This is a genomic window from Streptomyces sp. NPDC096040, from assembly GCF_040303265.1.
In the GTDB taxonomy this organism is placed as follows: domain Bacteria; phylum Actinomycetota; class Actinomycetes; order Streptomycetales; family Streptomycetaceae; genus Streptomyces.
In genome coordinates this window covers 23,701-47,865 of record NZ_JBEOTA010000021.1, presented here as the reverse complement: position 1 = coordinate 47,865, position 24,165 = coordinate 23,701, and the positions used below count along the sequence as shown (strand labels likewise).

At 73.0% G+C, this 24,165-nt stretch carries 20 protein-coding genes; 10 read left to right on the top strand and 10 right to left on the bottom strand.

The annotated features are described in order from the left end of the window. Positions 1-39: 39 nt before the first annotated feature. Both ABTY98_RS27240 and yczE read right to left on the bottom strand, forming a co-directional pair. A complete protein-coding gene (locus tag ABTY98_RS27240; protein WP_352223629.1) occupies positions 40-807 on the bottom strand; it encodes a glycerophosphodiester phosphodiesterase family protein in 768 nt (255 codons plus the stop codon). Beyond that, positions 804-1,493: a membrane protein YczE gene (gene yczE / locus ABTY98_RS27235; RefSeq protein ID WP_352223628.1), complete on the bottom strand. Its 690-nt coding sequence runs from the start codon at positions 1,491-1,493 to the stop codon at positions 804-806. Before yczE ends, ABTY98_RS27240 begins: the two co-directional genes overlap by 4 nt. Positions 1,494-1,557: 64 nt before the next feature. Between yczE and ABTY98_RS27230 the strand changes: the two genes are divergently transcribed. Continuing rightward, positions 1,558-3,057 carry an SCO1417 family PLP biosynthesis transcription factor gene (locus ABTY98_RS27230; RefSeq protein WP_352223627.1) on the top strand — a complete coding sequence of 500 codons (1,500 nt, stop codon included), beginning with the start codon at positions 1,558-1,560 and terminating at the stop codon, positions 3,055-3,057. A gap of 63 nt (positions 3,058-3,120) precedes the next feature. Here ABTY98_RS27230 and ABTY98_RS27225 read toward each other — a convergent pair whose 3' ends face one another. Beyond that, a complete protein-coding gene (locus tag ABTY98_RS27225; protein WP_352223626.1) occupies positions 3,121-4,677 on the bottom strand; it encodes an ATP-binding cassette domain-containing protein in 1,557 nt (518 codons plus the stop codon). A gap of 37 nt (positions 4,678-4,714) precedes the next feature. Further along, a complete protein-coding gene (locus ABTY98_RS27220) occupies positions 4,715-4,909 on the bottom strand; it encodes a hypothetical protein (protein WP_352223625.1) in 195 nt (64 codons plus the stop codon). Positions 4,910-5,252: 343 nt separating this feature from the next. On the opposite strand from ABTY98_RS27220, the gene ABTY98_RS27215 reads away from it, so the two are divergent. The 5 genes from ABTY98_RS27215 to ABTY98_RS27195 all read left to right on the top strand — a co-directional run bounded on the left by ABTY98_RS27215 (position 5,253) and on the right by ABTY98_RS27195 (position 10,762). Continuing rightward, positions 5,253-5,645 (top strand): ankyrin repeat domain-containing protein, encoded by a 393-nt coding sequence (locus ABTY98_RS27215; RefSeq protein WP_352223624.1) that lies wholly within the window; start codon positions 5,253-5,255, stop codon positions 5,643-5,645. A gap of 301 nt (positions 5,646-5,946) precedes the next feature. Then, positions 5,947-7,365 (top strand): HEAT repeat domain-containing protein, encoded by a 1,419-nt coding sequence (locus ABTY98_RS27210; RefSeq protein ID WP_352223623.1) that lies wholly within the window; start codon positions 5,947-5,949, stop codon positions 7,363-7,365. 225 nt (positions 7,366-7,590) lie between these two features. Further along, positions 7,591-8,721, top strand: coding sequence for a glycosyltransferase family 4 protein (locus ABTY98_RS27205; protein WP_352223622.1), 1,131 nt, complete (start codon positions 7,591-7,593; stop codon positions 8,719-8,721). After that, positions 8,718-9,914 (top strand): glycosyltransferase, encoded by a 1,197-nt coding sequence (locus tag ABTY98_RS27200; RefSeq protein ID WP_352223620.1) that lies wholly within the window; start codon positions 8,718-8,720, stop codon positions 9,912-9,914. The genes ABTY98_RS27205 and ABTY98_RS27200 overlap by 4 nt, the downstream gene beginning before the upstream one ends. Further along, positions 9,911-10,762, top strand: coding sequence for an SGNH/GDSL hydrolase family protein (locus ABTY98_RS27195; protein ID WP_352223619.1), 852 nt, complete (start codon positions 9,911-9,913; stop codon positions 10,760-10,762). Before ABTY98_RS27200 ends, ABTY98_RS27195 begins: the two co-directional genes overlap by 4 nt. 67 nt (positions 10,763-10,829) lie before the next feature. Here ABTY98_RS27195 and ABTY98_RS27190 read toward each other — a convergent pair whose 3' ends face one another. The 5 genes from ABTY98_RS27190 to ABTY98_RS27170 all read right to left on the bottom strand — a co-directional run bounded on the left by ABTY98_RS27190 (position 10,830) and on the right by ABTY98_RS27170 (position 15,306). Beyond that, positions 10,830-11,699, bottom strand: a complete 870-nt coding sequence (locus ABTY98_RS27190) for a 5-oxoprolinase subunit C family protein (RefSeq protein ID WP_352223618.1) — start codon at positions 11,697-11,699, stop codon at positions 10,830-10,832. Beyond that, complete coding sequence (locus tag ABTY98_RS27185; protein ID WP_352223735.1) at positions 11,696-12,322, bottom strand: 5-oxoprolinase subunit B family protein; 627 nt, start codon at positions 12,320-12,322, stop codon at positions 11,696-11,698. The genes ABTY98_RS27190 and ABTY98_RS27185 overlap by 4 nt, the downstream gene beginning before the upstream one ends. A gap of 68 nt (positions 12,323-12,390) precedes the next feature. Then, on the bottom strand, positions 12,391-13,149 hold the full coding sequence (locus ABTY98_RS27180) for a LamB/YcsF family protein (RefSeq protein WP_352223617.1): 759 nt from the start codon (positions 13,147-13,149) through the stop codon (positions 12,391-12,393). A gap of 19 nt (positions 13,150-13,168) precedes the next feature. Beyond that, positions 13,169-13,990: a putative hydro-lyase gene (locus ABTY98_RS27175; protein WP_352223616.1), complete on the bottom strand. Its 822-nt coding sequence runs from the start codon at positions 13,988-13,990 to the stop codon at positions 13,169-13,171. Beyond that, a complete protein-coding gene (locus tag ABTY98_RS27170) occupies positions 13,987-15,306 on the bottom strand; it encodes an MFS transporter (RefSeq protein ID WP_352223615.1) in 1,320 nt (439 codons plus the stop codon). Before ABTY98_RS27170 ends, ABTY98_RS27175 begins: the two co-directional genes overlap by 4 nt. A 151-nt stretch (positions 15,307-15,457) precedes the next feature. Here ABTY98_RS27170 and ABTY98_RS27165 point away from each other — a divergent pair, with 151 nt between their 5' ends. The 4 genes from ABTY98_RS27165 to ABTY98_RS27150 all read left to right on the top strand — a co-directional run bounded on the left by ABTY98_RS27165 (position 15,458) and on the right by ABTY98_RS27150 (position 23,363). Continuing rightward, positions 15,458-16,168: a GntR family transcriptional regulator gene (locus ABTY98_RS27165; RefSeq protein WP_352223614.1), complete on the top strand. Its 711-nt coding sequence runs from the start codon at positions 15,458-15,460 to the stop codon at positions 16,166-16,168. A gap of 93 nt (positions 16,169-16,261) precedes the next feature. Further along, positions 16,262-17,788 (top strand): hypothetical protein, encoded by a 1,527-nt coding sequence (locus ABTY98_RS27160; protein ID WP_352223613.1) that lies wholly within the window; start codon positions 16,262-16,264, stop codon positions 17,786-17,788. Between the two features lie 60 nt (positions 17,789-17,848). After that, entirely contained in the window at positions 17,849-18,712 is an 864-nt protein-coding gene (locus ABTY98_RS27155; RefSeq protein WP_352223612.1) for a hypothetical protein, read from the top strand. A gap of 46 nt (positions 18,713-18,758) precedes the next feature. Next, positions 18,759-23,363 (top strand): hypothetical protein, encoded by a 4,605-nt coding sequence (locus tag ABTY98_RS27150; RefSeq protein WP_352223611.1) that lies wholly within the window; start codon positions 18,759-18,761, stop codon positions 23,361-23,363. Positions 23,364-23,391: 28 nt separating this feature from the next. On the opposite strand, the gene ABTY98_RS27145 is transcribed toward ABTY98_RS27150, so the two are convergent. After that, positions 23,392-23,898, bottom strand: coding sequence for a hypothetical protein (locus tag ABTY98_RS27145; protein ID WP_352223610.1), 507 nt, complete (start codon positions 23,896-23,898; stop codon positions 23,392-23,394). Between the last annotated feature and the right edge of the window lie 267 nt (positions 23,899-24,165).

The window sequence follows — 24,165 nt, the reverse complement described above, 5'->3', positions numbered from 1 at the left end:
TGCCCTTCCCGCTTTCCCGAGGCGGTGCTGTCGCGCGCCTCAGACCCAGACGCCGCGGTCCTGCATGACCTCACGCAACGTGTCGATGTGATCGGTCATGATGCCATCGACTCCCAGGTCCAGGAGCCGGTGCATCCGCTCGGGTTCGTTGATGGTCCACACGTGGACGTGCAGCCCGAGCGCGTGGGCGGCACGGACGAAGCGGGGGTCGACGACCGGGACGCCCGACTGCGACTCGGGCACCTGTGCGGCGACCGCCGACCGGCGCACCGACGCCGGCAGCCCCCAGGAGCGCAGCCGAAGTCCGACCACCCCGCGGGTGCCGAACGAGGTGGCCAGCCGCGGCCCGGCGATGCGCTGCGCCCGCAGCACCCGAGCCTCCGAGAACGACCCGACGCACACCCGGTCGTAGGAGTCCGTCCGGTCGATCAGCTCAAGCAGGGGCCGCAGTGCCGGCTCCGCCTTGGCGTCCACGTTCCAGCGGACGTCCGGGAATTCCTCGAGGAGGTCCTCGAAGAGGGGGAGCGGCTCGCGGCCCGCCACGCGCGCCTGCCGTACGTCCTCCCACGGCAGGTCGCCGATCCGGCCCGCCCCGTCGGTGACCCGGTCCAGGGTGTCGTCGTGGAAGGCGACGAGCCTGCCGTCCGCCGTGGCGTGCACATCGGTCTCGATGTACCGGTAGCCGAGCTCGACCGCGCGCCGGAACTGCGCCACGGTGTTCTCCAGGCCGTCCGCGGCCCCGCCGCGGTGGGCGAAGGCGATGGGGCCGGGGTGGTCCAGGTACGGGTGGCGTATCAGCGTGCTCACGGGCGAAGTATGGCCTGTTCCGATGACCCCTTGGCAACGACCGTGCTGCCTTGGGATGCCACCGGAACGGCGAACACCTTCAGGAACAGCTGCGCGAGGGGCCCGATGGACAAGGCGTAGAGCAGGGTCCCGACGCCGACGGTCCCGCCGAGCGCGAATCCCGTGACGACCACCGCGACCTCGATCGCCGTCCTGAGCAGCCGGATCGAACGCCCGGTACGCCGGTGCAGCCCCGTCATCAGACCGTCCCGGGGACCCGGCCCGAAGCTCGCCGCGATGTACAGCCCGGTCGCCACTCCGTTGAGTACGATCCCCGCCGCCATCAGCGGAATCCGCAGGGCGAACGCGTGTGCGCCGGGGACGACGGTGAGCGTGGCGTTCATGGCCAGGCCTATGACGAACACATTGGAGACCGTGCCGAGGCCCGGGCGCTGGCGCAGCGGGATCCACAGGAGGAGCACGGCCGCGCCCACGATGATCGACACCGTGCCGATGCTCAGTCCGGTGTGCTTGCCGAGACCCTGGTGGAGGACGCCCCAGGGCTCCAGGCCGAGGCCCGCCTCGACGAGAAGCGCGGAACTCACGCCGTACAACGTGAGCCCCGCGTAGAGCTGGATCAGCCGTCGCCCGAGCCGGCCTCGCGTGGACAAGAGGTACCCCCTGGTGGTGATGGTGGACTGGTTCATGTCACTCTGTGGCTTGGGAGCAAAAGCCATCCATGGCCAATTCGGAGAAGGTGGACTGATTCTCATGGCGCAGTGGACCTCGGCGGTGGGTGCCGCACAGCTCGCCCGGCTGCTCAACTCGCAGCAGGACCGCCCGGCCGGCCCCGGCACCCGGCGACCGCCCGCCTACCGTGCGCTCGCCGACGGGATCCGGCTGCTGGTCCTCGAAGGGCGTGTCCCGGTCGCCGCCCGGCTGCCTGCCGAACGCGAACTGGCCCTCGCCCTGTCCGTCAGCCGTACGACCGTGGCGGCCGCGTACGAGGCGCTGCGCGCGGAGGGATTCCTGGAGTCCCGGCGCGGCGCCGGCAGCTGGACCGCCGTTCCGGCGGGCAACCCGCTGCCCGCCCGCGGCCTCGAACCCCTGCCGCCCGAGGCCCTCGGCTCGCTGATCGACCTGGGCTGCGCCGCCCTGCCCGCGCCCGAACCGTGGCTGACCCGCGCGGTCCAGGGCGCCCTGGAGGAACTCCCGCCGTACGCCCACACCCACGGCGACTACCCGGCCGGGCTCCCGGTCCTCCGCGCGATGATCGCGGAGCGCTACACCGCTCGCGGGATCCCCACGATGCCCGAGCAGATCATGGTCACCACCGGTGCCATGGGCGCGATCGACGCGATCTGCCATCTCTTCGGCGGGCGCGGCGAACGCATCGCCGTCGAGTCACCCTCGTACGCCAACATCCTCCAGCTCATGCGGGAGGCGGGCGCCCGGCTCGTCCCCGTGGCGATGGCGGAGGGACTCAAGGGCTGGGACATGGACCGCTGGCGGCAGGTGCTGCGGGAGGCGGCGCCCAGAATCGCCTATGTCGTCGCCGACTTCCACAACCCCACCGGGGCGCTCGCCGACGAGGACCAGCGCCGCCGGCTGGTCGACGCGGCCCGCTCGGCGGGCACGGTGCTGGTCGCCGACGAGACGATGAGCGAGCTGTGGCTGGACGAGGGGGTGGAGATGCCCCGCCCGGTCTGCGGCTTCGACCCGGCGGGCTCGACCGTCGTCACCGTCGGCTCCGCCAGCAAGGCGTTCTGGGCGGGCATGCGCATCGGGTGGGTGCGAGCGGCTCCCGACGTCATCCGCAGCCTCGTCGCCGCGCGGGCCTACGCCGACCTGGGGACGCCGGTGGTGGAGCAGCTGGCGGTGAACTGGCTGTTCGGCACCGGGGGCTGGGAGCAGGCGGTCGAGCTGCGCCGCGCGCAGGCCCGCCAGAACCGGGACGACCTGCTGACCGCGGTACGGCGCGAGCTGCCGGGCTGGGAGTTCGAGGTTCCGCGGGGCGGGCTCACGCTGTGGGTCCGGGCGGGAGGTCTGTCCGGCTCACGGCTGGCGGAGGCGGGGGAGCGGGTGGGGGTGCGGGTCCCTTCCGGGCCGCGGTTCGGGGTGGACGGCGCGTTCGAGGGCTATGTGCGGCTTCCGTTCACCGTGGGGGGAGCGGTGGCGGATGAGGCGGCGGCTCGACTGGCCGCGGCGGCGCGGTTGGTGGAGGCGGGAGCGTCCGGCGGGGGCGAGGCGCCGAGGACGTTTGTGGCGTAGGTGCAGACCGCGGCGCCCCTGAAGGGGCGCCCGCAAGCGCGGGCGGGCGATGCCCACCCCGCCTCAGCCCTCGGCGACCGCCGCTTCCATGGGCACCGGCTGCTCCGCGGGCTCGTTCCGCGGCGGCAGCAGGTCCAGTACGGCCTGCCGGTCCGCGTCGCTCGTCGCGTCGTCGTACGGATCGGGCGTGGCCGGCACCTGGAGTCGCAATACCGGGCCGTGGCCCAGCCGGGCATAGCCCCGACCCGGCGGCATCTGGGCCAGCGGCGTCGTGTGCGGCGGTGCCCCCAGCGCCGCCTCCAGCTCGTCCGGCAACGCGGGCCCGAGCACGACACGCGCGCGCGTGTGCTGTCGTACCGCCTCGCTCAGCGCATCCGTGCTGTCGAGGTGTTCGGCGACCACCACGGTGACGTTCGCCGCGCGGCCGTGCCGGAGGGGGGTCTGGAGGAGGTTCCGCGGGTCCTGGTGGCCGTTCGCCGAGGCCAGGTGGACGAAGGAGCTGGGGCGGTCCAGCAGGATCCACAGGGGGCGCCGGCAGTCGTCCGGCGGCGGCTGGCCGGCCTGCCGTGCGCGGTTGAGGGCGACGAGCCGCCGTTCCGTCTCGTGGGCGGCCCATTCGAGGCTGGCCAGCGCCCCGGCGAGACCGCACTCCACGGCGAGGACCCCGTCCCGGCCGGAGAGGCACGCGTACTCTCCGGTGCCGCCGCCCTCGACGATGAGCACGTCGCCGTACTGGAGGGCCTGCAGGGCGACGGAGCGCAGCAGGGTCGAGGTGCCGCTGCCGGGGCGGCCCAGGACCAGCAGATGGGGCTCGGTGGAGCGGGCGCCGGTGCGCCAGACCACCGGCGGGACGTCCCGCTGCTCCTCGCCGTACGCCAGCGGGAGCGTGCGCTGGACCTCGGTGGGGTCGGTGAAGCCCAGGACCGTCTCGCCCGGCGCGGTGACGAAACGCTGGGCGGCGATGTCGGTGGGCAGCGGGGCGAGGACGGTCACCACCAGCCGGTTGCCCTCCTCGTCCCACGCGAAGTGGTACTCGCGGCCGCGCCCGGACTTCGCGGTGAGCAGGTACTCGATCCGGGCCCGCGCCTCGGGCTCCCCGTCCGGGAAGTACGCGGGGTAGCGGATCATGAGCTGGCTGACGCGGCCGGCGTCGTCGAACTCGTGGGCGAGGAAGGCTTTCTCCCACTCCCCGCCGTGCGCGTACAGCGGCGCCGGGTCCTCGGGCGCCGAGAAGTACGGCACCAGGGCCTCGTACAGGGACTGGAGCCGCTGGGCCTGCGACTCGTCGGGGCCCTCCGACGGGGGCGGGGTGCGGTCGCGGCCGTACCAGGCGCTCGCCGCCATCAGGGTGATGACGGCGAGCAGCGGTCCGTACGGCACCAGGGCCACGACCAGGACGACCGAGGCCACCAGGAACAGCAGTGGCCCACGCTTGTCCTTGGGCGTCTCCGCCCATCTGCGCCCCCCGGCCGAGGCCAGCCGGCGCAGTCCGCGGGTGACGGTGATGAGCGGATGGAGGACGTCGGTGGCGTTGTCGGCAGCCGTCCGGGCCAGCTCCCGGCTCCGGGCGAGCTGCGCGGTGCCGTTGCTCAGAATGCGGGGGAGAGGGCGCCGGGCCACTGCTGTCTCCTGACGGTGCGTAGGGACGGGAGAGGCGTCAGAACTTGATGCCGCCGAGGAGGCTCGCCAGGCTCTCGCCGCCGGCCTTGATGCTCGGTGCGATGGCCGTGCTGGAGAGATAGAAGCCGAACAGCGATGAGATACAGGCGTGCGATGCCTTGAGGCCGTCCTTCCGGAAGAAGAGGAAGACGATGATGCCGAGCAGGACGACGCCTGACATGGAGAGGATCATTTGAGATCTCCTGGTGTCGAAGGGGGACAGTCACCATGAGTTCTTCCAGCATCACCGCATGTATCCATACGATAAAAGGTGCAAATGGGTGAATTGCGGTAGATTTCACCCGATTGGCGGATCGTCCGTTGACTCACGCCGACCGGGCCGGACCGTGTCCCGGTGCGGCCTCGCTGATCGGTCGGCGGACCCGCGGTGATCTTTACCTCGGGCAGATCCGGTCATGTGCACCCTGAAGCCAGTACGCTGGCGATTCACTCGTACGGCCGCACGGCCCGTCCGTTGCCGTACGCTCCCACCGTCCAGGGAAGTCCCGCAGCACACAGGAGAGGCGGTCCGTTCGATGAGCGAAGCCCCCGACCCCGAGGTCGTGGAGCTGGCGACCAAGATCTTCGATCTGGCCCGGCAGGGGCGGACCGAGGCGCTCGTGGCGTATCTCGACGCGGGCGTTCCGGCCAACCTCACCAACGACCGAGGTGACTCCCTCGTGATGCTCGCCGCCTACCACGGGCACGCCGAGGCGGTGCGTGAACTGCTCGCCCGGGGTGGCGAGGCGGACCGGGTCAACGACAGAGGTCAGACCCCGCTCGCCGGAGCGGTCTTCAAGGGCGAGACGGAAGTCATCAAGGTGCTCATGGAGGCCGGCGCGGACCCGGCGGCGGGCACTCCTTCGGCCGCCGACACCGCGCGGATGTTCGGCAAGGCGGAACTTCTCGAACTGTTCGGCGCTCACTGAGCCATCCGTTCTGATCAGCCAAAACACACAAAACGGGGGAGGCGGTACAGGGCCGCCGAAATTTCGGTCGCGGCAGGTCGAAGTGCCGAGTCATCATGACGTCGTGATTCACGGACGCGATGGCTGGGCAGGGGTTGCCGCACCGCGCGGACCGTGACGCGGTCCGCATGGGCCACTGACGAGAGGCAGAGAGAAATGGTCTACAGCAAGCAAGAGACGGCGGGCGCTCCGACGTTGTGTCACGCGGCCAGGTAGTGCGTGTTCTCCGGTTGCGTCGACGCTTGATGTGAGGCTGTTTCCCATGTTCGATCCGGTCATAGCGCCCAGCGGTACGCTGCTCGGCCTGCTCCAGCGGGGCCGTGGCGACGGCACGCTGCACGCGCTCACCGCCCCGCGCGCCGAAGCGCTCGCGGCACTGAACCACTGCGTGCTCCGCGACCCCCGCCACGACTGGCAGGTGGAGAACCGCTCCCTCTACTACGCCCGCCTCTATCTCGATCTGAACGGCGAGCTGGACGCCATCGAGGCGCATCTCTTCGACCCCGACGACGTCCTCGACACCGAGGAGTCCCGCACCGGCCTCGCGCTGGCCGTGCTCGGGCACCTCGCCTCCTACGGCAGGCGGGACGCGCTCGCACTGCTGCGCAGGTACGCCGCCACCGGCACCAACTGGGCCTGGGCCCTGGACGAACTGGCGTTGCGCGACGACGACGCGGGCCTGTGTGCCCTCGCCGCCCCGGTGCTCGCGCGCTTCACCACGGACGCCGAGGGCGAGGCCGAGCTGGCCGCCGCCGTACGGGACGCCTTCGAGCCACGGCCGTGGCGGCTGTGGGCCGACGATCCCCGCGAATCGATCGCCACGCGCGTGCGTGCCGCGCAGGAAACCGGCTGTTTCGACCGCTGGCAGCGCCAGATGCGACCTACCGGGCCCCGTCCGGGGTGGAGCGTGCGTGCCGTCTTCGAGTGGGCCCAGCAGGGCGTCGAGCGGGGCGCGGCCCTCCATGTGCCGGCCGCCCGCTGTCTCGTCGCCGTGGCCGGCCCCGAGGACCGGCCGGAGATCCTCCAGGCGGCCAAGGACGGCACCGACGGAGCCCGCTGCACCGCGTTGCGCTACCTCGCCGACAGCAACGACCCCGACGCGCTCAACCTGATCGAGGCCGCGGTGATCGACGGCACCACCGCCGTCGTGGAGGCCGCCGTCGACGCCTTCGAACGCATGCGCAGTATCGCCGCCGTCGACCGCGCCCGCGGCTGGGCCCACCGGCCCGACGCCCTCGGCGCCGCCGCCGGACGGATGCTCGCCTGCCGGGGCGGCGCCCAGGACAGCGAACTGGTCCTCGCCGCACTGCGGGAGGCCGTACGCGGCGAAGGCCCGGACGCGCCGACGCTGTGGACCCTCGTGGACGGCACCGGACGCCTCGGCATCGCCTGCGCCGCGCCCGTTCTGCGCCACGTCTACCGCGAGACCGCCTCGTCCCACCTCCGCGGCCGCGCCGCCCGCGCCCTGGCCGCCACCGATCCCTCCTTCGCCACCGGCTTCGCCGTCGAATGCCTGTGGGACTGCGAGGAAACCACCCGCGAGATCGCCGCCCGGCACGCCGAGACCGGTGACGCCCGGGTCGTCGAACAACTCCGCCGGCTCGCCGCCGACCCCGCCGAGGAGGCCGAGGTCCAGACGGCCGTCCGCAGCCGTATCGGACCGGACACACCCGCCGTGTGAGACATCGCCACGGGGGACCACGGCTTCTCGGGAACCACGGGGGATCCCGCACACGTTCCCTTCGCGGAAGACTGCCCGCTGAGTGAACAACCGGTGACCGGCAGGACAGCCGGGTGTGGACAACGGCTGGACCAATCGGGTGTGCAGGCCAACGCTCATGGGACGTTTAACAATCGGAAAGATCCACTTTGACGCGGCCACGTCCAGCGCGGCGACAACACGGGTATGCGTGTCGTCATCGTGACCGAATCCTTTCCCCCCGATGTGAACGGCGTGGCCCACTGCGCGCTCCAGACCGCCCGACACCTCGTCGATCGCGGTCACGCTCCCCTTGTCGTCGCTCCGGCTCCCGCTCCCGGAAACAGGCTCGCCGCGGCCGCCGCGCCGTGCCCTGTCGTCCACGTCCCCTCCCTTCCGCTCCCGGGCTATCCCCAGGTCCGCGTGGCTCTCCCCAGCCGCAAGCTCGCCGCCGCGCTGATCGAGCACCGCCCCGACGTGGTGCACCTGGCCAGCCCCTTCATCCTCGGCGTCCGCGGCATGGCCGCCGCCGCCCGGCTCGGCATCCCGGCCGTCGCCGTCTACCAGACAGACCTGGCCGGATATGCCCGGACCTACGTGGGCGCCGGCGAGGCGGCCGCCTGGCGGCGGATACGGTCCGTCCATGGCGCCGCCGACCGCACCCTCGCCCCTTCCACCGCCTCGATCAGCGACCTGGAGTCGCACGGGGTTCCCCGGATCCAGCTGTGGCAGCGGGGCGTGGACACCGTCCGCTTCCGCCCCGAGTTCCGCGACGAGGCGCTGCGCCGCGAAATCGCCCCGAACGGCGAGGTCATCGTCGGCTACGTCGGCCGCCTGGCCCCCGAGAAGCAGATCGAACTCCTCGCCGGTGTCTGCGGCCTGGAAGGCGTCAAGGTCGTGATCGTGGGCGACGGGCCCAGCCAGGCCCACCTCAGCGAGGCGCTGCCCGGCGCGGTCTTCCTCGGCCGCCGCACCGGCCACGACCTCGCCCGGATCTTCGCCTCGTTCGACGTCTTCGCGCACACCGGCCCCTTCGAGACGTTCTGCCAGACCGTCCAGGAGGCCATGGCCAGCGGCGTCCCGGTCGTCGCGCCCGCTGCCGGCGGCCCGATCGACCTGGTCGACCACGGCCGCACCGGGTTCCTGGTCCCGCCGCGCGACGCGGGCGCCGTCCGCGAGGCCGTCGCCTCCCTGGTGGCCGACCCCGCGATGCGGGCCGGCTTCGGCGCCGCCGCCCGCGAGACCGTCGAGGGCCGCACCTGGGCCGCGGTCGGCGACCAGCTGATCCAGCACTACGAGGACGTCCTCGCGGCACGCCGGCCGGTGGTGGCGGCATGAGCGGTGAATCCCTGCGCATCGTCCGGCTCGCCAACTTCGTCGCACCCTCCTCCGGCGGCCTGCGCACCGCCCTGCGCGAACTCGGCAAGGGCTTCGTGGCCGCCGGTCACGAATCGGTCCTGATCGTGCCCGGCGAGCGCTTCTCGGACCGGGTCGAGGAGCAGGGCCGGGTGATCACCCTGCCCGGCCCGGTGCTGCCCGGCACCGGCGGCTACCGCGTCCTCGTCGACAAGACACGCGTGCAGACCCTCCTGGAGCACCTCGCCCCGGACCGCCTGGAGGTGTCCGACCGCACCACCCTGCGCTGGACCGGCCGCTGGGCCCGGCGCGCCCGGGTCCCCGCCGTGATGGTCTCCCACGAGACCGCCGACGGCGTCCTGCGCACCTGGGGCATGTCCGAGAACATGTCCCGGCGCACCGCAGACGCCCTCAACATCCGGACGGCGCACACGTACGCGCGGGTGGTGTGCACCACCGAGTTCGCCGAGCGCGAGTTCGTCCGCATCGGCGCGCGCAACGTCGTACGCGCCCCGCTGGGTGTCGACCTGATGGGCCGCCACCCCTCGATGCGCGACCTCGACCTGCGGGCGCGGTATGCGAGCGAGGACGAGGCACTGCTCGTCATGTGCTCGCGGCTGTCCGTGGAGAAGCGGCCCGGCACCGCCCTCGACGCCGTGGAGGCGCTGGTCCGGCGCGGCCGCCGGGTGATCCTGGTCGTCGCCGGCGACGGGCCGCTGCGCGAGCGTCTGGAACAGCGCGCCCGCGAGCGCAGGCTGCCGGTGACCTTCCTGGGGCACGTCTCCGACCGGGACACCCTGGGCGCGCTGCAGGCGTCCGCCGACGTGGCCTTGGCGCCCGGGCCCGCCGAGACCTTCGGGCTCGCCGCCTTGGAGGCCATGGCCTGCGGCACGCCCGTGGTCGCCAGCGCCTCCTCCGCGCTGCCCGAGGTGATCGGCTCCGCGGGGGCCACCGCGGCCGACCGCGGCGACGCTTTCGCCGACGCCGTGGAGATGCTCCTGGAGCGGCCCGGTCCCGAGCGCCGGGAAGCGGCACGCGCGCGTGCGGAGTGCTTCGGCTGGGGAACGGCCGTGGAGGCCTTCCTCGCCGCGCACGACGCGCCGGTGCTGTGCCGTCGTGACGAGAACGGAACGACGGAACAGATCCGTCGTGTCGTGCCGGAGGGCGTGGCATGAGAGCGGTTCGGTTCGTGGCGCTGGGAGACTCCCTGACCGAGGGCGTGGGCGACCCCGCCGGCGAAGGGTGGCGCGGCTGGGCCGCGCTGCTGGCCGGCGGACTCGCCGCGAAGGACGTGAACTTCACCAACCTCGCGGTCAGCGGGGCGCAGACCCGGGACGTACTGGAACGTCAGACCCCGGCCGCACTGGATCTGCGCCCCGACATCGTCGCCGTCGTCATCGGCGTCAACGACACCCTGCGCTGCACCTTCGACATCCACGCGGTGGCCGAACGGCTCGACAAGGTCTACGCGGCCTTCACCGCATCGGGCGCGACCCTGCTCACCGCGTGTCTGCCCGACCCCGGCTCGATGCTCGGACTCCCGGGCGCCCTGGCCCGCCCGCTGGCCCGCCGGCAGCGTGCGGTCAACATGGTGGTGCACGCGCTGTCCGAGCGGTACGGGGCCGTCCATCTGCACGCCGCGGAGGGTGCCTGGCTCACCGACCGGGCGATGTGGAGCGCGGACCGGCTGCACCCGTGCGAGCGCGGGCACCGGCAGCTCGCCGTCCGCTTCCACGCCCTGCTCGCACCGATGGGCAAGGCGACGGGGACGGCGCCGTCCCCCGAGCCCGAGTTCCCGCCGCCGACCAAGAAGGCGAGTCTGTTCTGGCTGGCCACGGCCGGCACGGCCTGGGTGATCAGGCGGTGCAGCGACCTGCTGCCCCAGCTGCTGCGGCTGGCCCTCGACGAGATGCGGCACCGCAGGAAGGGCACCAGCGCCCGCCTGGACCTGAGCGCGTCCGCCGCGGTCTCCGCCGCGCTGGCCGCCCTCCAGCCGCCGGAGCGGCCCGCCGACGCCGCATGAGGACGATGACGGCACGCGCGGACGACGGCGCCGGATGACACCGCCACGGCGGCTCAGCGACGGCGGCTCAGCGACGGCGTACGGCCACGAAGCGGATCGGGATGCCCGGGACGGCCTGGGCCGCCGCCGGGAGGTCGGTGGCGCGGACCACCGCGATCACCGGATAGCCGCCGGTGGTCGGATGGTCGGCCAGGAACACCACCGGGCACCCGTCCGGCGGCACCTGGACGGCGCCGAGGGTCATGCCCTCGCTGGGGAGTTCACCGGGATGGGCCCGCTCCAGGGCGGGCCCTTCCGTGCGCAGCCCGATGCGGTTGCTCGCCGACGACACGCGGTACGCGCGCGAGGTGAACGCCCGGACGGCCGCGGGCGTGAACCAGCCGGCGCGCGGGCCCAGTGTCACCCGCAGCACGAGCTCCGTGGGCGGGGACGGCTGCGGTACGACGTCCACGCGCCCGTGCGGGCCCGCCGGAGCGCCCAGCGGCAGCACCGTGCCGTCCGCCAGCGGGGGCGGCCCGAGCCCGGAGAGCAGATCCGTGGCCCGGCTGCCCAGCACCGGCTCGACGGCGATCCCACCGGAGACGGCCAGATAACTCCGTACGCCGGAGAGAGCGGCTCCCACTTCCAGTACTTCCCCGGCCGGAACCACCACGGGCGCGCCCCATGCCGCCGGGCGCCCGCCCACCGCGACCGGGCCCGGCGCACCCCCGACCGCGACAACCACCGTCGACCGCGGCCGGACGGCGCATCCATCGAGGGTCGTCTCCAGGACGGCCGCATCGGGGGAGTTGCCGACCAGCCGGTTGACGAGCGCAGCGGCGGGCGTGTCCAGCGCCCCCGAGCGGGGCACCCCGAGATGCGCGTACCCGGGGCGTCCGCGGTCCTGCACGGTGGTCAGCGCCCCGGCCCGTACGACGACGAGCGCCCGGTCGGTCATACGCCCCTCACCGGCCCCGCCGGCACGAACCGCACACGCGTACCCGGCGTCAGCAGTGCGGCGGGCACGCGCGCGTGGTCCCACAGCACCGCCTCCGTCGTCCCGATCAGCTGCCAGCCGCCCGGCGATGAGCGCGGATACACGCCCGTGTACGGCCCGGCCAGCGCCACCGCGCCCGCGGGCACCGCCGTGCGCGGGGTGGCACGGCGCGGCACGTCATAGCGGGCGGGGAGCCCGGTGAGGTAGCCGAAGCCGGGCGCGAAACCGCAGAAGGCGACCGTGAACTCGGTTCCCGCGTGGATGCGGGCCACCTCCCCCTCGGGAACCCGCCAGTGGGCGGCGACCTCGGCCAGGTCCGGGCCGTCGTAGCGCACCTGCAGCTCGATCGCGGCACGCGCGCGTGGGGGAGCGGGCGGGATCTCGGCGGCGGCCACTTCGCCGGCCCAGCGGGCTGGGTCGTCGAGGCCGTCGAGCAGGACCGTGCGGGCGGCCGGCACGATCTCGCGGACCCTCAGCGAGCCCTCCATGCGGCGGCGCACCAACTCGGCGTGCAGGGCCTGGGCTTCCGCGCCGGAGCCGACCTCGACCAGGACGGCGTCGTCACCGACGAGGTGCGTTGTCACGGGCGCGGCTGTCTCGGTCTTCGGGTCCGTGTTCGGGCTGGGGCTTGTGTCCATGCTCGTGGTCGTGCTCATGCGAAGGCCGCTACGGTCACGCCCGACTCCGCGAGCCGCGTGCGCACCCTGCGCGCCAGCTCCACGGCGCCCGGGGTGTCGCCGTGCAGGCAAAGTGAGCGGGCGCGCACGTCGATGCGCGCGCCGGAGTGCGCGGTGACCGTGCCGGAGCGCGCCAGCTCCACCGAACGCTCCACGACTGCCTCCGGGTCGCTCACCACCGCACCCTCGCGCCCGCGCGGGACCAGCGTCCCTTCGTCGGTGTACGCGCGGTCCGCGAACGCCTCGGTGACGGTGGGCAGTCCCGCCTGCCCGGCCAGCTCCAGCAGCCGTGAACCGGGCAGCCCGAGGACGGGCAGTGAGGCGCCCGCGAGGAGCACGCCGGCGACCACCGCGGCGGCCTGCACCTCGTCGTGCACGACCCGGTTGTAGAGCGCGCCGTGCGGCTTCACGTACGCCACGCGCGAGCCGGCCGCGCGGGCGAAGACCTCAAGGGCACCGATCTGGTAGGCCACCTCGGCCGCCAGCTCGGCGGGCGGCACGTCCATCGCGCGCCGCCCGAACCCCGCCAGGTCCCGGTAGGACACCTGGGCGCCGATCGTCACCCCGCGGTCGGCCGCCAGCTCGCACACCCGCCGCATGGTGGCCGCGTCCCCCGCGTGGAAACCGCAGGCCACGTTGGCGCTGGTGACGACGGACAGCAACTGCTCGTCGTCGGTCAGCCGCCAGCGGCCGAAGCCCTCGCCGAGGTCGGCGTTCAGGTCGATCGAGGTCATGGATCCGCTGTCTCTCGTGTCAGGCGACGCGGTACTGCTCGTCGCGGGCGTCGCTGATGAACATCTGGCCCGGCGCGTGCGTGATGGCGAACGGCGGCCGGGAGGCCATCACCACCGCCTGCGGGGTCACCCCGCACGCCCAGAACACCGGGATGTCGTCGGGACCGGCGTCCACCGGGTCGCCGAAGTCGGGCCGGCCGAGATCGGCGATGCCGAGCGCCGAGGGATCGCCGCAGTGCACGGGGCCGCCGTGCACCGCCGGGAGCCGACTGGTCTCCCGGATCGCGGCCGACAGATGCTGCGGCGGGACCGGGCGCATCGACACCACCATCGGCCCGCTCAGCCGCCCCGCCGGTCGGCACGGGCGGCCGGTCACGTACATCGGCACGTTCCGGCCCTGCTCGACATGCCGGATCGGCACACCCGCCTCGGCCAGCGCCCACTCGAACGTGAAGCTGCACCCGAGCAGGAACGACACCAGATCGTCCCGCCAGTACGCTGTCACGTCCGTCGGCTCGTCCGTCAACTCCCCGTCCCGCCAGACCCGGTAGCGCGGCAGATCGGTGCGCAGGTCCGCGCCGTCCGCCAGCACGGTGGCCGTGGCGCCGGCGTCGGTGACGTCGAGCACCGGGCAGGGTTTGGGATTGCGCTGGCAGAACAGCAGCGTGTCGTAGGCCCAGTCGGCGGGCACCGAGATCAGGTTGGCCTGGGTGTGACCGGCCGCGACCCCGGCCGTGGCGCCCGTGAGGCCCTCCCGGAAGCGGGTCCGGGCGGTTGTCGGGCTCCATGCGTGCGCGTGCTCGTCGACGAGGGTGACAGGACGGTCTTCCGTACGGTTCACGCCAGTTCCTTCCCGCGCGTCTCCGGCAGTCCGAACAGGGCCAGGGCGGCGAGCCCGTACCCGGCCGCGCCGAAGACCAGCGCGCCGCCCACGCCCCAGCTGTCGGCCAGGAGGCCCACCAGGGTCGGGAAGACCGCGCCCACCGCCCGGCCCGCGTTGTACGTGAAACCCTGCCCGGTGCCGCGCACCGCCGTCGGGTACAGCTCGCTCAGATACGAACCGAATCCGCTGAAGATCGCCGACATACAGAAGCCGAGCGGGAAACCGAGCACCAGGAGCGTGGTGTTGGCGCCGTCCGGGATGTTCGCGTACGCCAGCACACAGACCGCCGACAGGAGCGCGAACAGCCAGATGTTGCGGCGACGGCCCAGCCGGTCGGTGAGGTAGCCGCCGGTCAGATAGCCGAGGAAGGCCCCCGAGATCAGGAAGGTCAGATAGCCACCGGTGCCGACGACCGACAGACCGCGCTCGGACTTCAGATACGTCGGGATCCAGGTCGCCAGCGTGTAGTAGCCGCCCTGGACACCCGTGGACAGCAGGCCCGCGAAGACCGTGGTGCGCAGCAGACCCGGCGCCTCGGCCGTGCCCGGACGGAAGATCGCGACGAACGAGCCGCGTCGTGGGCTCTGTTCACGTACCGCGACCGCCTGTGGGGCGTCGTGCACCCGGCGGCGCAGCCACACCACGAGCAGTGCGGGCAGGGCACCGGTCCAGAACATGACCCGCCAGGCCAGGTCGTCGCCGACGAACGAGAAGACCAGCGTGTAGACGATCACCGCGAGTGCCCAGCCGGCGGCCCAGGCGCTCTGGATCGCGCCGAGCGTGCGGCCGCGGTGCCGGGCGCTCGCGTACTCGGCGACCAGGATCGCGCCGACCGCCCACTCGCCGCCGAAGCCCAGGCCCTGGAGGGCTCGGAACACCAGCAGCGTCTCGTAGTCGGGTGCGAAGCCGCAGGCCACCGTGAAGACGGCGTAGGTGACGACCGTGATCATCAGGGCGCGGACCCGGCCGACCCGGTCCGCGAAGACTCCCGCCGCGGCGCCGCCGACCGCGGAGACCACCAGGGTGACGGTGGTGAACAGGCCGGTCTGGCCGCTGTCCAGGCCGAAGTACGCCGCGAGCGCGACCATGCTCAGCGGCAGGGTGAAGTAGTCGTACGAATCCAGGGCGTATCCGCCGAACGCACCGGCGAACGCGTGCCGGCCGCGCGGACCGAGGGCGCGCAGCCAGCCGAACGCGCCGTCCTCGGCGGTGCGTTCGTCCCTGCCCGGGTTCGCGTCGGAGGTCAGGGCCTGCGGTGGAGGAGTCGTGCTCATGGGCACCTCGCAGAAGAGGGGACGAAGGGTGCGGGGACTGAGCCGTGCGGTGCCGTGCCAAGGTGAGCGTGCTGAGCACCGTAGGGGATCGTTCAACGATCCTTCAATACCCACGTTGTTTCGTTGCTGTGTCTGCGGTTGAATTCCGGGCATGGCAGAGCAGCTGACGGGACTGGCCGACGACCGTGCCCTCCTCGGGCGCACCAGCACCGCCGAACGGGTCTCCGACATCCTCAGGAGCCGTATCGCGGACGGGTACTTCCCGCCAGGCACCCGCCTGTCGGAAGACGGCATCGGCGGTGCGCTCGGCGTCTCCCGCAACACCCTCCGCGAGGCGTTCCGGCTGCTCACCCACGAACGCCTGCTGGTCCACGAACTCAACCGGGGCGTCTTCGTCAGGGTCCTGACCGTCGAGGACGTCGAGGACATCTACCGCACCCGGTCCCTGGTCGAGTGCGCCGTCGTACGCGGCCTCGGTGATCCGCCCTACGCCCTGGACGGACTGTCGGCGGCGGTCACGGAAGGGCAGCGGGCGGCGGCCGGAGATGACTGGAAAGCAGTGGGTACGGCCAATATCCACTTCCACCGGGAACTGGTCTCCCTGGCCGGCAGCGAACGCACCGACGAACTGATGCGCAGCGTCTTCGCCGAACTCCGCCTCGCGTTCCACGTGGTCGACGACCCCCACGCCCTGCACGAGCCGTACCTGTCCCGGAACCGGGAGCTTCTCCAGGCGCTGGAGCGGGGCGACAGTCGCGGCGCGGAGCGACTGCTGGAGACGTACCTCACGGACTCACTGGAACGAGTGGTGGAGGTCTACCGGCGCAGGGTCGGCGACGAGGGCCCCTGTAGCCCCCCGTAGCCCGCACCCAGCCCGTGGACGGCCCGCGGTGCCCCCGGCTCCCCGGACGGAGCGTTTGGGTCGATGTCAGACCTAGGACCTAGTCTGTGCACCGTGACTTCGCCTGCGACGACGGACAGCGTTCCGCCCCAGCTCAGCGCGGGGCCGCGCCCCGCGCCGGGCCCGGCCGCCGACGAGGGGCTGGCGCGGCGCCTGCGCGCGCTCGCCTGCACCGCACCGCTGCACGACCTGGACATGCGCAAGGCGAACCTCGCGGGCGAGTACTCGGTGTACGGCATGGCCGAGGTGGCCCTCGCCGCCATCGACCTGGTCACACTGAACATGGACTTCGACACCGGCGCCGACCACGAGCAGATCGTCGCCCGGCTGATCCCGCGCATCTCCGCGCAGACCCCGCGGCGTCCGGTCGCCGAGCACGAGCGCGTGGCCCGCTGGGTCCTGGAGAACCTGATCAACGTCGGCAGCGTCGACCGCGGCTTCCGCGCGGTGTACGGCACCTTCGCGCCCGACGGGTCGTATGTCCGCCGGGACTACGACTTCAAGCTGATCGAGGAGGTGCCGGGCCCCGGCGGCACGGTGTACCTCCGGACGACCGACGAGGCGGTCAACGTCCTGGTCGGCGCCCTAGACACGGACGTCACCAGCGCCCAGATCGCCGCCGAGGTCAAGCTGGAGGTGCTGGTCAACCGCGGCCGCCTCGCCGACGCCCAGCTCGCCGCCGAGCAGGCCCGCTACCGGACCGTGCAGTACTCGGAGACCCTGCGCCGCGCCCTGGACGCCACCCGGCGCAACGTCCGCGCGGTGGACTGGCTCAACGCTGTCCCCGACCTGATCGCCGAGGCTCTGGACCACGTCGCCGACCGCTACCGGCACGAGAACGCGATCCTCACCAACATCCGCAAGGCCCGCGACGAGACCGAGGACCCGGAGAACAAGCGGCGCGCCGCCGAACTCGTCGACATCGTCAAGGACTGCATCCGACGCCACACGCAATTGCAGTCGCGCCTGCTGGAGGCCGGGCCGCTGTTCCGCGCGGAGCAGGACCGGCAGGCGTTCGCGACGCCCATGACGACGTCGGGGACAGACCTGTACGGGCACCTCCTCGCGCCACTGCTGCCGTTGCCGCTGGAGCAGGCGAGCCGGGTCACGGGGGCGTTCTTCGCACACGGGACCGGGCTGCGGACGCCGGTGTCGGTGCGGGTGGGCGACCTCGTCGACATACTGCTGACGCCGCCGGTGGAACGGGAGCATCTGGGTGCCGAGATGCCCGAGCCGGACCTCATCGCGACACCGGACGACAGCCGGTTCAGCGAGGAGCAGCTGGCCGCGGCGATGGCGCTGCTGGACCTTCCGGCGGACGCGCCGCGCAGGTTGTCCGGGTTGTTGGCGGAGGCGCGCAAGCGGGATGCCGAGCTGCCTTATCTGGTTGCTCTGTTGGCTGTGCACGCGGCCAGTCCGGCGGTCGGTACGGCGTATCGACAGGGTGAGGAGAAGCTGTTGTTCGCCGTGGATGACGGGACCGAGCTCGACGATCCCGAGTTCGGCGGGGCGGATCTGATCGTGGGGACTGCCTTGTTGGACGCGGTGGGGATGGCGGCGGACCGGACGGAGGCGGCGTGACGTTGTGCGCCCCTGAGGGGTGTCCCTCCCCCCTTTTTTCAAGATCAAGGAGTTGTCCCCGTGAACGAGTACGTTGAGGCTGACGCGTCTGCCGCGCAGGCCAACGCTGCCGTCACGCCCGCCGACGCCGCCGACGCGGCCCGGCTCGTCGCGTTCGGGCTGCAGCCCAAGCTGCAGCCCGCACGTGATCAGGAGTACACCGAGCTGCTGCGGCGCTACCGGGAGGACCCGGCGTTCGCGCGCCTCGCGGATGCCGTGGCCGCCGGGCTCGGCCTGGTGGTGCTGGAGGTGTCGGCCCGCGCGGGGATGGCCGTGACCGCCGCCGAGGACTCGGTGTTCGCCGTTCGCATGGGCGACTACGCGCGTCGTACGTCCGCGGACGGCAGCGACCGGTTCCTGCACGGGCTCGCCCATCTCGCCGTCGCCGCGCTGGCGTTCCCGCGTCCCGAGGACCTGGCCGACGACGGCTACATCGGGCGGATCACGGTCAACGGCGTCGACGCCTTCGTCCGGCAGGCCTGCCGCCGCCTGGAGGAGCGGGCCGAGGCGCTGGGGGAGAACACCGACCCGGCCACCGACACGCCCGGCCTGGAGGCCGCCTGGCGGATCTGGGCCAGACGCAGCGCGACCGGCGCCACCAAGGACGCCCGACGGCTGGCCGGTTCCACCACCGGCATCATCGGCAAGGCGGTCGTCTTCCTCACCGACTCGGGGTTCCTCCAGCGCACCGGCGACGACCAGGGCGGCACCTACCGCACGACGGCCCGCTACCAGCTCCAGGTGCGGGACATGGCCGGCAGCGCAGCCATGGCCGAGCTGCTGGAACTCGGCGTCGTCCCGGTCACCGACGGCACGGCCAGCCTGCTGCCCGCCGACGACAGCGACGACCTGGCCGCCGACGCCGGACTGCCGTTCCACTCCTGACCGTCCAGAACCACCGCACTTTTCCCCAGACTTACGAGAGTCCGCCATGTACGAGCTGTCCCGGGTCCGCCTCTACTCCATCGGGCCCGCCGGTGCGCGCTACGCCGACACCGTGCTGGACCTGCGGGGCGTCGGTGAGCCCGTGCCCGACCCGGCCCCCACCCAGGCGGAGTTCTTCGAGGAGGAGCCCGTCGGCCCGCCGCGCCGGCCCGCGCCCGCCGGTGTGCTCTTCCTGGAGAACGGCGGCGGCAAGTCGGTACTGCTCAAGCTGATCTTCTCGGTGATGCTGCCGGGCCACCGCAACACCCTCGGCGGCGCCAGCTCGGGCGTGCTGCGCAAGTTCCTGCTCGCCGACGACTGCGGGCATGTCGCCCTGGAGTGGCAGCACACCCTCACCGGCGAGTGCGTGGTCGTGGGCAAGGTGAGCGAGTGGCGGGGACGGCAGGTCTCCAACGACCCGCGGAAGTTCGCCGAGGCCTGGTACTCGTTCCGGCCCGGGCCCGGGCTCGCCCTGGACAATCTGCCGGTCGCCGAGTCCACCGCCGTACGACCGCCCGTGGAGGGCGCCTCAGGGGCGCAGGGGCGGCGCCGCACCATGAAGGGCTTCCGGGACGCCATCACGGAGGCGGGCAAGGCGTATCCGCATCTGGAGGTGCACTGGGAGGAGATCCACGACCGCTGGATCGAGCACCTCGGCGACCTCGGCCTGGACCCGGAACTCTTCCGCTACCAGCGGGAGATGAACGCCGACGAGGGTGAGGCCGCCGGTCTGTTCGCGGTCAAGAAGGACTCCGACTTCACCGACCTGCTGCTGCGGGCCGTCACCGACACCCGGGACACGGACGGGCTCGCCGACCTGGTCGGCGGCTTCGGCCACAAGCTGGGGCGACGCGCCGAGCTGATCGCCGAACGCGACTTCACCGCCGGGTCGGTGGATCTGCTGGGGCGGATCGTCGAGGCGGCCGAGGCACGGGCACGCGCGCGTGACATCCACGCGGGCGCCGAGCGCCGTACCCGCACGCTCGCGCGCAGGTTGTCCGCACGGGGCGCGCAGGAGCGGGTGCGCGCAGCCGACCTCGCCCAGCGCGTCACGGCCGCCGCCCACGCCGTCACGCAGTCCGAGGGCGCCCGCGAGCGCAGCGCGCTGATCGCCGCCGAACTCGCCTACCGGCACGCCTCGCTGGCACTGGCCGCCGGTGAGAAGTCCGCCGCCGCGCAGAAGCGCGAGCTGGCCGACGCACGCACCCTGCACTCCGCCTGGCAGGCCGCCGAAGCCGTGCTGCGCCACCGCGCCGCCGCCGACCGCGTCGCGCGCGTGGCCGCCGCCATCCAGGAGGCAGAACGGGACGCGGCCCCCGCGCTCGCCGCCCGCGCCAAGGCCGCCGTCGATCTCGTACGGGCCCTGCACGCGGCCGCGCAGAGCGCGGAGCACCTCGCCAACGAGGAGGAGGAGCGGTCCGCCGCCCTCCAGGAGGTCAGCGACTCCGCCTACCGGGACTCGACCTCCGCCGCCACCGAGGCACAGCGCGCCCGCAGCGAGGTCGGCCATCTGCGCCAGCGCCTCAGCGAGGTCGAGCAGGAGACCGCCGAGGCCGTCCGCGCGGGCTGGCTCGACGACAGTGCCCCGGACGCCGACCCGGCCCGCGCCGCCCTCGCGGCCAGCGACGCCGAGAAGACGGCCGTTGCCGCCTGGGACACCGCCCGCGAGGCCTCCCGCAAGGCGGCCGAGCACGCGCGCGAGGCGGCCTCCGCCGAGGCCCGCGCCGAGCTCACGGCCGCCCGCGCGGCAGACGCGGCGACGGCCGCCGAGCGGACCTACGACGCCGAGAAACGCCTGGCAGAGGCTCTGGCGGCGGAGGAGCGGCTCACCGAACTGCTGGGCCTCACCGGTTCGCGTACGGCCATTCCCCGGCCTCGGGGCGAGAGCGCCGGGGAGGCTGAGGAGGCCTTCAGCGCCGGGGAACTCGACCGGTTCGCCGACGAGTTGCGCGAGCTCCTCGACGACGCCGTCGGTTCCGCCGAACGGCATCTGTTCGAGTTGCGCACCGCGGCCGCCGACGACTCCCGGATCCTCGGCGCCCTGGGCGACGGCGGGCTGCTGCCGCCCGGACCCGATGTGCTCGCCACCGTCGAGTACCTCGGCGAGCACGGCATTCCGGCGCTGCCCGGCTGGCGCTACCTCGCCCAGGCCGTCGACCCGACGGACCACGCGCGCGTGCTCGCCGCCCGCCCCGAACTCGTCGACGGCGTGATCATCACCGACCCGGACACCCACGCCCGCGCCCGCGAGACGCTCGGCGAGGCCGCCCTGCTGCCGCGCTCCGCCGTGGCCGTCGGCACGGCAGCCGCCCTGCTGGCGCCGACCCCCGGTGCCGACGCCACCCCGGGCGACGTGTTCCTCGTACCGCCGAACCCGGCCATGCACGACGAGCACGCCGCCGACGAGGAACGGCAGGCGCTGCGCGCCCGGACCACCGAGCGGGACGAGGAGATCCGCACCCTCGCCGCCCGGCTCGGCAAGGACCGCGAGCTGGCCGCGCGGCTCGCCTCCTGGCGCACCACCTGTCCGGCCGGGCGGCTCGTGGAGCTGGCGCAGGCCGCACGGGAGGCACGTGCGTTCGCCGAGGAGTCCGAGGCCGAACTGGCCGAGGCGCGGATCCTGCGGGCCGAGACCGAGGAGGCCGCCGCCGAGACCGCACAGGTGCGCGACGAACGGCAGGAGGCGGCACAGAGGGCCCGGCGAGCCGCCGACGCCCTCGCCGGACTCGCGTTCCGGTTGCGCGAGCGGGCCGGCTGGCAGGTCAAGCTGCGCGAACTCGCCGACGAGGCCACCGAGTCGGAGGCCCGCGCCCAGACCTGTCTGGAGCGCGCCCGTGCCGCCGACGAGGATCGGCGCGCCGCCCAGCGCGCCGCAGACGACGCCCGCCGCACCGCCCGCGCGCTGCGCGCCGAACGCGCCGAGATCGCCGGCGCCCCCGACGACGTACCGGAAGCCGACGAGGACGCCCCCAAGTCCTCGCTGCCCGCCCTGCGCGAGGCCTACCGCGCCGCCTCACAGCTGTACGAGAAGGTCGGCGTCGGCGCCGACCTCCGCGCCGAACAGGCCCGTTCGGAGAGCGACGAGAGCGCCGCGCTCGCGGACCTTGAGCGGCTGACCAACAAGGTCCGCACCCGCGCGGAGCAGCTCCTGCAGTCGCCCGACGGATCCGACGGGCCCTCCCGGCAGGCCGCCGCCGCCCGCGCGGAGGAGCTGGTGCAGCTCCTGGAGACCCGGATGTCCACCGCGAGCGAGCAACTCGGACGGCTGCGCGGCGAGGCCGAACGGCATGCCCCCGAGGACGGCGAGGCGCATACCGAGCTGCCCGAGGAGCTCCAGCCGCGCGACGCCGACCACGCGCAGGCCCTGCTACGTACGGTGACGGCCGAACTCGCCTCCCGCACGGAGGCCTTGACCCAGGCGCGCGAGGCGCACACCGAACTGCTCGACGCCCACCGCGCGGCCGAGGACGCGGCCGGCGGCTTCGACGAGATCGCCGCAATGCTCCGCGACCTGCTGCGCGAACACTCCGCCGAGGAGGAGCAGGAAGAGCCCGAGCCCTACCCAGGCAACCTGGAGGAGGCCCGGCAGTCCGCCGCCGAGGCCCGCCGGTCGCTGCGCGGCTGCGCCGGCGATCTCTCCGCCGCCGAGTCCGCCGTACGCGAGGCGAGCGATGTGCTCGTACGGCATGCCAACTCCACCCGATACGAAGCGGTGCGTACGCCCGCACGGCAGCAGATCCGTGAACTGCCCGCCTCCGCGCTGCCCGAGCACGCCCAGAAGTGGGCGGACGCCTTCGCACCCCGACTACGGGTACTGACCGACGAGTTGGCCCAGCTGGAGCGCAACCGCGATTCGATCGTGGACCGGCTGCGCGGGCTCGTGGAGTCGGCCCTCGCGACCCTGCGGTCCGCCCAGCGGCTGTCCCGGCTGCCCGAGGGGCTCGGCGAGTGGTCCGGGCAGGAGTTCCTCCGCATCCGCTTCGAGGAGCCCGACCAGGCCACGCTCACCGAGCGGCTGGGCGAGGTCGTCGACGAGGCGACCCGGGCCGCTGTGAAGAAGAACTCCGACCTACGGCGGGACGGAATGTCTCTGCTGCTGAGGGGAGTGGGGGCGGCCCTGCAGCCGAAGGGGGTTGCCGTCGAGATCCTCAAGCCCGACGCGGTGCTGCGCGCCGAGCGGGTGCCCGTGGGGCAGATGGGGGATGTGTTCTCCGGTGGGCAGCTGCTCACGGCGGCCATCGCCCTGTACTGCACCATGGCCGCGCTCAGGTCCAACGACCGTGGACGCGACAAGCACCGGCACGCGGGGACGCTGTTCCTCGACAACCCCATCGGACGCGCCAACGCGACCTATCTGCTGGAACTTCAGCGGGCCGTGTCGGACGCGTTGGGCGTGCAACTGCTCTACACGACCGGACTGTTCGACACCACCGCGCTGGCCGAGTTTCCACTGGTCATCCGATTGCGGAACGACGCAGACCTCAGGGCCGGGCTGAAGTACATCAGGGTGGAGGAGCACCTCCGGCCCGGGCTGCCGCAGCAGCCACAGGCGGAGGAGGCCGGGCACAGCGAGATCACGGCGACCCGCATGTTCAAGAGGCCGTCAGCCTGAAGCACGTCCTCCACCGGCCGTGGCGGCCTCAGGAGTGGGACAGCTGACCGGCGCTGCCCCCTCGCCGCCGGGCCGCGCGCCGCTCACGGCGAAGTGAGCGTGCCGTGCTGCTCGGCTCCGAGACCACACCGTTGCGCTGATTCCACACCTGGCGGGTCACCAGGACGTCGACCGCGCTCCAGGTGGCCACCACCGTGCTCGCCACGCTGCTGATCACCATCGGGAACGCCAGCCAGGACTCCGCCATCGTGCAGAAGAAGGCCACCATGGCCTGGATCAGCGTGACCGAGACGATGATCAGTGCCCGCACCGCCGACGTACGCACCGGATCCGGCATCCGGTACCGCTTTGCGGGCTCCTCGACCCACAACGGCCGGTACTGTGCCTGCTGTTGCGCGCGCGCCCGCGCACCGGAGAGCTCTCCTTCGCCGCCGCGTGGCGAAAGCCCGCCGTCCGGCGCCTCGGGCCCCGGACGCACCGTCGAGCGTGCCGCTGTGCCGTCCTCGGGCGCCAAGCGCCGCTGAGCCGTCCCCATCAAGGTGTCACTCCCCACCGCCGACAGACCCCCTCCCACCGGTGTCCGACGACCCCGGCTCCCCAGTGGCTGCCCGGCTTGCGCTGTTTTACGCCGCCCGGATGCGAGACGCAGCTCCTGTGGCCGGTTTCGCACCCATCGCCCATCAACAAGGACGAACGAACTCGCCCGATGATTCCCAACCAGTGAAAAATTCCAGCCAACTGATCCTTCGTGTCGTTCCCGCCCTCACGGGTGCGAAGTCGGCGTGATCGCGGCGGCAATCTC